Source organism: Acidovorax sp. GW821-FHT09B03, assembly GCF_059418305.1.
In genome coordinates this window covers 49,817-61,282 of the sequence record NZ_JBWKPP010000015.1, presented here as the reverse complement: position 1 = coordinate 61,282, position 11,466 = coordinate 49,817, and the positions used below count along the sequence as shown (strand labels likewise).

General features: G+C 68.0%; 9 protein-coding genes. 5 read left to right on the top strand and 4 right to left on the bottom strand.

The features are described 5' to 3' along the window. Positions 1–2: 2 nt before the first annotated feature. The gene (locus AC07PA_RS23230) at positions 3–3,647 is read right to left on the bottom strand and encodes a hydantoinase B/oxoprolinase family protein (protein WP_494605964.1); all 3,645 of its coding nucleotides are present in this window, start codon (positions 3,645–3,647) and stop codon (positions 3–5) included. 55 nt (positions 3,648–3,702) lie between these two features. Further along, a complete protein-coding gene (locus AC07PA_RS23225) occupies positions 3,703–4,233 on the bottom strand; it encodes a winged helix DNA-binding protein (protein ID WP_007852621.1) in 531 nt (176 codons plus the stop codon). Between the two features lie 187 nt (positions 4,234–4,420). Between AC07PA_RS23225 and AC07PA_RS23220 the strand changes: the two genes are divergently transcribed. From AC07PA_RS23220 to AC07PA_RS23200, 5 genes are all read left to right on the top strand, one after another. After that, on the top strand, positions 4,421–5,431 hold the full coding sequence (locus AC07PA_RS23220) for a TRAP transporter substrate-binding protein (protein WP_145698319.1): 1,011 nt from the start codon (positions 4,421–4,423) through the stop codon (positions 5,429–5,431). A 2-nt stretch (positions 5,432–5,433) separates the two neighbouring features. Then, positions 5,434–5,970 (top strand): TRAP transporter small permease, encoded by a 537-nt coding sequence (locus tag AC07PA_RS23215; protein WP_007852627.1) that lies wholly within the window; start codon positions 5,434–5,436, stop codon positions 5,968–5,970. 68 nt (positions 5,971–6,038) lie between these two features. Beyond that, positions 6,039–7,349 (top strand): TRAP transporter large permease, encoded by a 1,311-nt coding sequence (locus tag AC07PA_RS23210; RefSeq protein WP_186458007.1) that lies wholly within the window; start codon positions 6,039–6,041, stop codon positions 7,347–7,349. Positions 7,350–7,511: 162 nt separating this feature from the next. Then, positions 7,512–7,898 (top strand): fluoride efflux transporter CrcB, encoded by a 387-nt coding sequence (gene crcB, locus AC07PA_RS23205; protein ID WP_007857936.1) that lies wholly within the window; start codon positions 7,512–7,514, stop codon positions 7,896–7,898. A gap of 67 nt (positions 7,899–7,965) precedes the next feature. Next, on the top strand, positions 7,966–8,829 hold the full coding sequence (locus tag AC07PA_RS23200; RefSeq protein ID WP_494605968.1) for an LOG family protein: 864 nt from the start codon (positions 7,966–7,968) through the stop codon (positions 8,827–8,829). A 92-nt stretch (positions 8,830–8,921) separates the two neighbouring features. Here the strand turns inward: AC07PA_RS23200 and AC07PA_RS23195 are convergent, their stop codons facing one another. Beyond that, positions 8,922–9,983 carry a FecR family protein gene (locus tag AC07PA_RS23195; RefSeq protein WP_494605970.1) on the bottom strand — a complete coding sequence of 354 codons (1,062 nt, stop codon included), beginning with the start codon at positions 9,981–9,983 and terminating at the stop codon, positions 8,922–8,924. Positions 9,984–10,000: 17 nt separating this feature from the next. After that, positions 10,001–11,344 (bottom strand): surface lipoprotein assembly modifier, encoded by a 1,344-nt coding sequence (locus AC07PA_RS23190; RefSeq protein ID WP_494605972.1) that lies wholly within the window; start codon positions 11,342–11,344, stop codon positions 10,001–10,003. Between the last annotated feature and the right edge of the window lie 122 nt (positions 11,345–11,466).

Here is an 11,466-nt window from a genome sequence, read left to right as displayed (position 1 = left end):
GGTCAGCCCGGGGTTCCGAAGCCCCCGCCCCCGGGCGTATGGATCTCGAACACATCGCCCGGCTGCATCTGCGCCTGGCCGATGTGGTCAAGCGCCTCCACCTTGCCATTGGCACGCACCACCTTGTTGAGGCCCACCGCCCCCGCGGAACCGCCGGCCATGCCGAAGGCGCCATGGTGGCGGCCGTTGGAGAGGATGCTGGCCGTCATGGGCTCGAGGAAGCGCACGCGGCGCACGCCGCCATCGCCACCCGCCCAGCGGCCCGCACCACCCGAGCCCTTGCGGATCTCGTAGCCTTCCAGACGCACCGGGAAGCGGAACTCCAGCACCTCGGGGTCGGTGAGGCGCGAATTGGTCATGTGGCACTGCACCACGCTCGTGCCCGCAAAGCCGTCCACCAGCGCACCCGAGGCATCCCACACGCCGCCGGCGCCACTGCCGCCCGAGATGGTCTCGTAGTACTGGTAGCGCTCGCTGCCGAAGGTGAAGTTGTTCATGGTGCACTGCCCCGCCGCCATCAGCCCCAGCGCGCCATAGATCGCATTCGTGATGCAGGTCGAGGTCTCCACGTTGCCCGCCACCACCGAGGCCGGCGGGTTCGGGTTGAGCATGGAGCCCGGCGGAATGATGACCTTGAGCGGCTTCAGGCAGCCCGCGTTGAGCGGGATGTCGTCCTGCACCAGGGTGCGGAACACGTAGAGCACGGCGGCCATGCACACCGCCGTGGGGGCGTTGAAGTTGTGCGTCTGCTGCGCGCTGGTGCCGGTGAAATCGATCTCGGCGCTGCGGCTTTTCGCATCCACGCGCACGGCCACGCTGATCTGCGAGCCGTTGTCCAGCGGCAGGGTGAACTGGCCGTCCTTGAGGCGGGTGATCACGCGGCGCACCGACTCCTCGGCGTTGTCCTGCACGTGGCGCATGTAGGCCTGCACGACGTCGAGGCCGAACTCGCCGACCATGCGGCGCAGTTCCTGCTGGCCCTTTTCGTTGGCCGCGATCTGGGCGCGCAGGTCGGCCATGTTCTGCTGCGGGTTGCGCGAGGGGTACTCGCCGCTTTCCAGCAAGGCGATCATCTCCGCCTCGCGCAGCACGCCGCGCTCGACCAGCTTCACGTTGTTGATCTGCACGCCCTCTTCCTCGATGCGCGTGGAGAACGGCGGCATGGAGCCCGGCGTGATGCCGCCCACATCCGCATGGTGGCCGCGGCTGCCCACGTAGAAGGTGGGCTCGGCTTCCTCGCCGATGTAGACCGGCGTGATCACCGTGATGTCGGGCAGGTGCGTGCCGCCGTGGTAGGGGTCGTTGAGCACGAACACGTCGCCCGGCTGCATGCGGCCGGCGTTGTCGCGGATCACGGTCTTGATGCTCTCGCCCATGGAACCCAGGTGCACCGGCATGTGCGGCGCGTTGGCGATCAGGTTGCCCGCCGTGTCGAACAGCGCGCAGCTGAAATCCAGGCGCTCCTTGATGTTCACCGAGTAGGCCGTATTCTGCAACTGCAGGCCCATCTGCTCGGCGATGTTCATGAACAGGTTGTTGAACACTTCGAGCAGCACCGGGTCCACCGTGGTGCCCACGGCATGCTGCACGGCACGCGCCACGCGGCGCTCGAGCAGCAGGTGGTCGAGGTCGGTGAGCTGCGCCTCCCAGCCGGGCTCGACGATGGTGGTGGCGTTCTTCTCGGCGATGATGGCCGGGCCCGGGATCACGTCGCCGGGGCGCAGGTCCTCGCGCACCACCAGGGCCGCGTCGTGCCAGGCGGGCACGCCGTCGGTGCCGCCGGTGTACATGCGCACCGTGCTGCGGCGCGGCACCTCGCGCGCGGCCTGCAGGGCATGGCGCGGCTCCACGGGCGCATCGCCGGCCACCACGGCCTCGACCGAGACGGCCTCGACCACCAGGCCCTTGCCCTGCATGAGGAAGGCGAAGCGCTGGCGGTAAGCCGACTCGAATGCCGCCGTGATGGCCTCGATGGCGCCGAACGGAACGATGAGGGCGCTGTCGCTGCCCTCGTAGCGCACATGCACGCGCCGGTGCACCGTGGCGGTGCCATCGCCGGCCTGCTGCTCCAGTTCGGCGCGCGCGGCGGTCGCCAGGCGCTCCAGCACGGACTCGATCTCGGCCAGCGCCTCAGGCGCGAGCCTGCGCTCCACGGCCTGTTCACGGATCACGTTCTGGTCCGCCAGGCCCATGCCATAGGCGCTGAGCACGCCTGCCAGCGGATGCACGAAGACGCGCGTCATGCCCAACGCGTCGGCCACCAGGCAGGCATGCTGGCCGCCCGCGCCGCCAAAGCACTGCAGGGTGTAACGCGTCACGTCGTAGCCGCGCGCCACCGAGATCTTCTTGATGGCATTGGCCATCTGCTGCACGGCGATCTGGATGAAGCCGTGGGCCACGTCCTCGCCCGCACGGCCGGTCTGCTGCGAGAGTGCGGCGAACTTCTGCGCCACGGCATCGCCGTCGAGCGCCTCGTTGGCGCCATGGCCGAACACGCGCGGGAAGTGCGCGGGCTGGATCTTGCCGACCATCACGTTGGCATCGGTCACGGCCAGCGGGCCGCCGCGGCGGTAGCTGGCCGGGCCGGGGTTGGCGCCGGCACTCTCGGGCCCGACGCGAAAGCGCGCGCCGTCGAAACCGAGGATGGAGCCCCCGCCCGCCGCCACGGTGTGGATGCTCATCATCGGGGCGCGCATGCGCACGCCGGCCACCTGGGTCTCGAACTCGCGCTCGAACTCGCCCGCGTAGTGGCTCACGTCGGTGGAGGTGCCGCCCATGTCGAAGCCAATCACGCGCTGGTGCCCGGCCAGGCCGGCCGTGCGCGCCATGCCGACGATGCCGCCGGCCGGGCCCGAGAGGATCGCGTCCTTGCCCTGGAAGGCATGGGCATCGGTGAGCCCACCGGACGACTGCATGAAGAACAGGGGCACGCCCGGCATCTCGCTGGCCACCTGCTCCACGTACCGGCGCAGGATGGGCGAAAGGTAGGCATCGACCACCGTGGTGTCGCCGCGGCTCACCAGCTTCATCATGGGGCTGGTGGCATGCGATGCGCTGACCTGCGTGAAGCCGGCCTCGCGCGCGATGCGGGCGGCCGCTTCTTCGTGCGCGGTGTAGCGGTAGCCATGCATGAAGACCACGGCCGCACTGCGCAGGCCGGCATCGTAGGCGGCCCACAGGCGCTCCTTGAGGTGCGCCTCGTCCAGCGCCTCGATCACCTCGCCGTGCGCGCCCATGCGCTCCTGCGCCTCGATCACGCGGCTGTAGAGCAGCTCGGGCAGCACGATGTGCCGGTCGAACAGGCGCGGCCGGTTCTGGTAGGCGATGCGCAGCGCATCGCGAAAGCCCTTGGTAGTGATCAGGAGCGTGGGCTCGCCCTTGCGCTCCAGCAGCGCATTGGTGGCCACGGTGGTGCCCATCTTCACGCACTCCACCGCCTCGGGTGTCACCGGCTCGCCGGCCTTCAGGCCCAGCAGGTGGCGGATGCCGGCCACGGCCGCGTCCTTGTACTGCTCGGGGTTCTCGGACAGCAGCTTGTGCGTGACCAGCGTGCCGTCGGGCCGCTTGCCGACCACGTCGGTGAAGGTGCCTCCCCGGTCGATCCAGAATTGCCAGCGTGCGGGGTGGGTGGAGGCAGAAGAAGCCATCGTCATGAAATCGGTAGGTAAAAGGGAGGGGACCCGCGGACGGTGCTGCCGCAAATCAAAGGGAGGCCGCCGAACGCGCCGCCTGGTCGTACATGCCCGAGAGCACACGCAGCAAGCGGGCCAGTTCGCCGATGTCGCGGTTCAGGGCATCGTCGGCATGCAGCGCGTCGATCAGGCAGCGCTCGCGGATCTCGCGGTAGCGCTGCACATAGGCGCGTCCCACATCGGTGGCCGCGTAGGTCACTTCCTTGCCATTCTTCTGGGACGCCACCACGCCCAGGTTCTGCAGCTTTTTGAGGGCGTAATTCACCAGGTGCGTGTCTTCCACGTTCATGATGAAGCAGATGTCTGCCAGGCGCTTGTCGCGCGCCCGGTGCGTCACGTGGTGCAGCACCACCACATCGAGCGGCGTGAGGTCCTTGAGGCCCGCCGCCGACATGCAGTGCACCACCCAGCGGTGGAAGGCATTGCCCGCGACGATGAGGCCGAACTCGAACTCGCTCATCTCCGCGCTCTGCGCCGACACCAGGTGCGCGGAGGACACGATGGGCCCGGAATCGCGCTTGGCACTGGCCGCAGATTTCATGGGGGTCGCCTTTGCAAGGAATCGGAAAAGACTGGCACGGGATATGCATGGGCATTGTAGGCAAGTCACCAATGATTTGTTGGCAATTTGTCAACGTTCAGGCAAAACACCTATACGGTAACGAGTTGTTTTCGATACAGTCGCCTGACTTCCCCCACCCACGTCCCTTCCACTTGCGGAGCACTCCATGAAGCGTCGAATCCTCCCCGTCACTGCGCTCGGCCTGGCACTGGCCTTCGGCTTCACCGCCACCTCCGCCATGGCCCAGGCCAAATGGGACCTGGCAGCAGCCTACCCGGTCAGCAACTTCCACACCGAAACCTTGATGCAGTTTGCCAAGGACGTGGACACCGCGACCGCAGGCAAGCTCAAGATCACGGTGCACGCCAACGCCTCGCTGTTCAAGGCCAACGAGATCAAGCGCGCCGTGCAGGGCGGCCAGGCCCCGGCCGGCGAAGTGCTGCTGGGCAACTTCGAGAACGAGAACCCACTCTACGGCGTGGACGGCATCCCCTTCGTGGCCACCTCGTATGCCGACTCCAAGCGTTTGTACGACGCGCAAAAGCCCTACCTCGACAAGCTGCTGGGCACCCAGGGCATGAAGCTTCTGTACGCAGTGGCCTGGCCGCCGCAGGGCATCTACGCCAAGAAGGAACTGGGCTCCGTCGCCGACCTGCGCGGCATCAAGTGGCGCGCCTACAGCCCCGCCACGGCCAAGATCGCCGAACTGATCGGTGCCCAACCCGTGACCATCCAGGCGGCCGAACTGTCGCAGGCCCTGGCCACCGGCGTGGTGGAAGCCACCATGACCTCCGGCTCCACCGGCTACGACAGCAAGATCTACGAAAGCATCAAGCTCTTCCACGACACCCAGGCCTGGCTGCCCAAGAACGCCGTCATCGTGAACAAGAAGGCCTTCGACGCGCTGGACAAGCCCACGCAGGATGCGCTGCTCAAGGCCTCGGCCGATGCCGAATCGCGCGGCTGGAAGCTCAGCGAGGAAAAGACCGAGTGGTACAAGAAGGCACTGGTCGAAAAGGGCATGAAGATCGTCACGCCCGCCCCCAAGCTGATGGCCGACATGCGCCAGGTAGGCGAGATCATGCTGGCCGACTGGACCAAGAAGGCCGGCCCCGATGGTGAAGCCATCATCGCCGCCTACCGCAAGAGCGCGCCGGCCACGCCGGCCAAGAAGTGACGATGCTGCGCCGCTGGCTCGACCGCATCTACCTGGCCGCCGGCGCCCTGGGCGCCGGTTTCATCGTGCTGATCTGCGTGCTCATGGTGGCGCAGAGCATCATGCGCGAACTGGGCCTGCGCACGGGCGCCATCAACGACATCGTGGCCTGGTTCTGCGCGGCCGCCGCCTTCCTGGCCATGGCCCATGCCTTCAAGCACGGAGACTTCGTGCGCGTGACGCTGCTGCTGGAAAAGCTGCCGCCCCGGCGCTGCCGCCAGCTCGAGGTGGTGGCGCTGGCCATCGGCTCCGTGGCCGTGGGCTACCTCATGTGGGCGGCCTGCAGCTACACCTATGAGAGCTGGGAGTTCAACGACATCGCGCAGGGCCTGCTGCCCATGCCGCTGTGGATTCCGCAGCTGAGCTTTGCGCTCGGCTCCATCCTGCTGTGGGTGGCCGTGGTCGATGAATTCATCATCGTGCTGCGCGGCGGCGTGCCGACCTTCGTGCGTGCCGTCGAAGAACGCCACGCCAAGGGCGACTTCTCTTCCGACATCTGACCCGTCACTCCCAATAACAACAGGTCGCCTGCCCCGTTGCGGGGACAGGGGCCACAAGAAAGCACGACATGGATATTCTGATGGTGGGCGGCGTCCTGCTGCTGCTGATGCTGGTGCTGCTGTCCGGCGGTGTCTGGATCGCGATGACCCTGGCGATCTGCGGCTGGGTGGGCCAGGCCTTCTTCACCTCCACGCAACCAGCCAAGAACCTGTTCTCGGCCTTCTGGGAGAGCAATGCCAGCTGGGAGCTGGCGGCCCTGCCGCTGTTCATCTGGATGGGCGAGATCCTGTTTCGCACCAAGCTGTCCGAAGAGATGTTCGAGGGCCTGCGCCCCTGGCTCAACCGCGTGCCCGGCCGGCTGATGCACACCACCATCCTGGGCTGCGGCATCTTCGGCTCGGTCTCGGGCTCGTCGGCCGCCACCTGCGCCACCATCAGCAAGGTGGCGCTGCCCGAGCTCATGAAGCGCGGCTACGACGAGAAGCTGGCCCTGGGCGCGCTGGCCACGGCCGGCACGCTCGGTATCCTGATCCCGCCGTCCATCACCATGGTGGTGTACGCGGTCGCCGCCGATGCCTCCATCATCCGCATCTTCCTGGCGGGCTTTCTGCCGGGCATCCTGCTGATGCTGCTGTTCTCGGGCTACATCGGCTGGTGGAGCCTGCGCAACCCCGACAAGGTGCCCGCGGCCGACCCGCCCTCGACCCTGCGCGAGAAGATCCGCAAGTCGGGCAACCTGATCCCCGTGGGAGTGCTCATCGTGTTCATCGTCGCGGTACTGGTCACCGGCTATGCCACGGCCACCGAATGCGCGGCCTTCGGCGTGCTGGGTTCGCTGGGCCTGGCGCTGTGGAGCCGCTCGCTGACCTGGCAGAACTTCAAGGACGGGCTGATGGGCACCACGCGCACCAGCTGCATGATCATGTTCATCCTGGCAGGGGCGGCCTTCCTGACCAAGACCATGGCCTTCACCGGCATCCCGCGCGAGCTGGCCGAGTGGGTGAACGCCATGCACCTGTCGCCGTTCGCGCTGATCAGCGTGCTGGTGGTGGTCTACCTGGTGCTCGGCACCGCGCTCGACGGCATCAGCATGATCGTGCTCACCAGCGCCGTGGTGCTGCCCATGATCCAGCAGGCCGGGTTCGATCTGATCTGGTTCGGCATCTTCATCGTGCTGCTGGTCGAGATCGCCGAGGTCACGCCGCCCGTGGGCTTCAACCTCTTCGTGCTGCAGAACATGACCGGCAAGGACAGCAATACCATCGCGCGTGCCGCCATTCCGTTCTTCCTGTGCCTGGTGGTGTGCATCGCCATCATCACCCTCTTTCCGCAGATCGTGACCATCCTGCCCGACCTGGTCATGGGCAAAGAGAAGTAGCCCCCTGAGGCGCTGCGCCGCCGTCCCCCCCCAAGGGGGGACGCGCTCCCAGCGCGGCGGGGCGGCCCTTGCCCGGGAGCGCTGGCAGGGGCCGTGCCAGTTTTCGAGCGCGGTTGTTCTTGCGCCAAAATGGCGCTCCAACCAACACGGAGAGAACACACCATGCTCGCAGTCGTTGCCATCTGCATTGGCGCCAGCCTGGGCGCGCTGGCGCGTTGGCGGCTGGGGTTGTGGCTCTCCACGGCGGGCTCGGTGCTGCCCTGGGGCACGCTGGCGGCCAATCTGGTGGGGGGCTACCTGGTCGGGGTGTGCGTGGCCGTGTTCCAGGCCCTGCCGCAGCTCGATCCGACCTGGCGGCTGGCGCTGGTCACGGGCTTCCTGGGCGGGCTCACGACGTTTTCGAGTTTCTCGGCCGAGGTGGTGGGCATGCTGCTGCAGCAGCGCTATGTGCTGGCGCTGGGCACGACGGGGCTGCATGTGGCGGGCTCGCTGGCGCTCACTGTCTTGGGCATCCAGAGCGCCACCTGGTTTCTCGCACAGCGTGCCTGAGGCGGTTGCTCACAAAAAGAGCACCCTTGCGCCAGAAAGTGCCACAGAACCTCGGCACAATGGCCCTATGGACGCCAATACCCAACTCAACGAAAGCCGCCTGGCCGATGCCTGGGCCGAACTGCAGAACCACGCCTCCCAAGGCAACCCCCTGCACGCCGATGCCTACCGCCTGGCGTTCGCGGACCCCGAATTCCTGTTCCGCCGCGAGACGCGCGGCATCCGCTTCCAGCTGGAGATGCTCAAGCCCGACCTCGGCCAGGCCGCGCAGGGCATCGAGAGCACCGTGGTGGTCTATGGCAGTGCGCGTTTCGTCGCGCCCGACGAGGCGGCCGAACAGCTGGCTGCAGCCGAGGCCGACGGTGACGAGGCGGTGATTGCCAAGGCACGGCAGGCCGTGCGCAATGCGCGCTACTACGACCTGGCCCGGCAGTTCGCCCGCCTGGTGGCCGAACACAGCGAGCGCAATGCACCGGCCGACCGTATCTACGTGTGCACCGGTGGCGGCCCCGGCATCATGGAGGCCGCCAACCGCGGTGCCCACGACGTGGGCGCGCTCAACGTGGGCCTGAACATCGCCCTGCCCCACGAGCAGAGCGGCAACCGCTTCATCTCGCCCTCGCTGTGCTACAAGTTCCACTACTTCGCGCTGCGCAAGATGCACTTCATGATGCGTGCCAAGGCGCTGGTGGCCTTCCCCGGCGGCTTCGGCACGCTGGACGAGCTGTTCGAGGTGCTGACCCTGGTGCAGACAGGCAAGGCCAAGCCCGTGCCCATCGTGCTCTTCGGCACCGACTACTGGAAGCGCCTGGTCAACTTCGACGTGCTGGTGGAAGAAGGCACGATCTCGCCGCAGGACCTCAAGCTCTTCCACTACACCGATGATCCCCAGGAAGCCTGGGACCTGATCAAGGCGTTCTACAAGATCTGACCTCGCTTCGCGTCGCGCCCCGGTGCGGCAGCCCTTGGGGGTCGCGAAGCGGTGCCCGGGTGCACGGCACCCCATGCCCCGCCGATCCGCCCTCAGCGTATCGGTGGCGGCGGTGGAGGGGACAGCAGGATCACCCCTGGCGGCAGCACGAAAATGGGCGTGGTCGGCGGCGGCCGGGGCGGCGTGGTCGTCGGCGGTGTCGTCGTGGTGCCTGGCGTGGTGGTCGTGACCGTGCCGGTGCTGGGCGGCGGCGGAGGAGGCAAGACCTCCGGTGGCGGCGTTGGCACCGGCGCAGGGCCTGGAGCAGGTATCGGCGGGAGCGGGAAACCCGCCGGGGGTGGAGGCGGCGGGGGCACCGGAACCGGTGCTGGCGGCGGAGGAGGTGGTTGTGGCGGAGGTGGCGGCAGGGGCACTACCGGGTCCACCATAGGCGGCGGTGGTGGCACATGCACCGGCGGTGGCGGTGGAGGCGGCGGCGGCGGAATCACGAACACGCTGCTGCGGTGGCCATCGCCCTGCAATTGGTCGCCCGCCATCTGCGGCAGGGGCAGCGCCGGCAAGGGCAGCAGTGCGCGCGTGTTCGTGTACACCGGCAGCTTCTGGCTGGAGAGCACCAGCACCGACTCGCCGGCCTTCACGCCCACGCAGCCGGCCTCGGTGCAGACCTCGATCTCGTCCTGTTCGCCGGCCACGGTGAGCTGGCCCTGGGCATTGAAGCCCACCAGGAAGGCCGAGCCGCGGATGCCCACCACGGCCGTGGGCGTGATGACCTTGTAGCTGCCCGGGTTGCGCTTGCCGATCAGGCCCGTGATCGCACGCATGCCGCCGCGCAGCAAGGTCACCGCAAAGCCGTCCTGCGCCACGTCGCCACTGTCGGAATACCGGGTCACGGTGAACTGCGAATCCGGGTACAGCGCCACCAGGCCGCCGTCGGTAAAGCGGATCTGCGCGCGGCCTGCGCTGCCGGTCAGCAGCACGTCGCCCATGTCCACCTCGGCCCCCTTGGCCACGCCGGTGGTGGCGTCGCCCCGGCGCAGGCTGACCTCGCCGGTGGCGAACTGCACCAGCCCGGCTGCAGCGAGTGTGGAAGCCGGCCACGCGGCCACCATGGCCATGAGCAGCGCAATGCGGGACAGGCGAGGTTCGGTCGTCATGAAGTACCCCTTCTGCATCAAAACTCACGGCGTACGGTGACGGACCAGATGCGCCGCCGGTATTCGGAAACCGGCAGGGTCGAATCGTTGTGCGTGCCCGTCCACTGCGGCGTGACGCGCCAGGCCGTGGCGGGTATCCATGACACGCCCAGCGAGGCATTCACCTGCCGGTCACGCCGCACCACGGCAAAGAAGGGGTCGGCAGCGCCATAGCGGCGCCGCTCCCAGTCCAGGTTGGCAAACAGCGCCCAGTTGCGGGCCAGCGCCAGTTGCCCGCCGGCGCGCGCGCCCACCAGGCGGTGGCCCAGGTAGTCCACGCCGGCCGCATCAGGCTCCTCGCGCCCGCCATGCAGGCCCGCATAGGCCAGGCTGCCATCGCGGAACACATGGGCATACGAGGTGCCCAGCACCGTGCGCTGCACGTCGCGCAGCGGCTGCGTGGGATAGTGCAGGCGGGCCGACTGCAGGAAACTGCCCCATTGCCGGAAGCCATCGAACCGGTAGATCCATTCGCCCAGCACGCCGCCGATGGTGCGCAAGCGTGTGCCGTCGAGCGCATAGTAGGAGCCCTGGCCCTGCACGATGAGTTCATGGCGCTCCGAGCGCCAGGCCACGCCGGCACTGGCATCGAACTGGTCGGAGTCGAAGGCCCCTGCCCCACCCTCGTTGCGGCGGGGCGTGCCGGCGGCCGCGCCGACCAGGGACCAGCGCGAGTCCAGCACGTAGCGCCCGCGCACCGCAACCAGCGCCGCCAGGAAATCGGAGGACCGCGCCAGCGCCGAGGGCGCCAGCGTCCATGCCGGAGTGCCCGGCACGGGCGAAGGCAGCAGCATCGACGCCGGCCCGGCATTGACGTTGGAATCGTGGCCCAGCGCCAACTCGGCATAGCCCTTGAGGGTGGAGCCGCCCTCGCTCGCGGCCCGGTCGTAGGACACGAGGAACTGGTCGATGCTGAGCGCGGCATCCACCGGAATGCCCAGAGCGCGCGCGCGTTCCGAGAGAGCCATCACCCCGCGCTGGTCGCCCACGGCATACAGGGCGCGGGCCAGGGCCACCTGCGCGGCCATGTCATCGGGCTGCGCGGCCACCACGCGCTCCCAGGCCAGCACGGCACGGCTGTACTGGCCTGCGGCATGTGCGGCGCGGCCCATGGCTGCATCGAAGGCCGGATCCCCGGCGCGGGCCGCCTCCAGCGGGTCGAGCAGGTCAAAGGCCTCGCGGGCCGCACCGCCTTGCACCAGGGCCGCCGCCCGGTCGAGCAATGCATCGGCATGGGCGGCGCCAGCAGCAAGCGCCAGACCGAGCAGAACCGGAACCAGCCGCAGCAGCGGCCTGCGACAAGACAGACGAACAATACCCATGGGAGATCTCCTCATGCGGGCAATGGCGTACCGTTGCGGGGATGGCCGCGTCGTGGGCAGCAGCGCTGATCCATTCGCTTGCAGCGATTTGCAAGCAATGTGAGCAGACGCTACCGGAATCT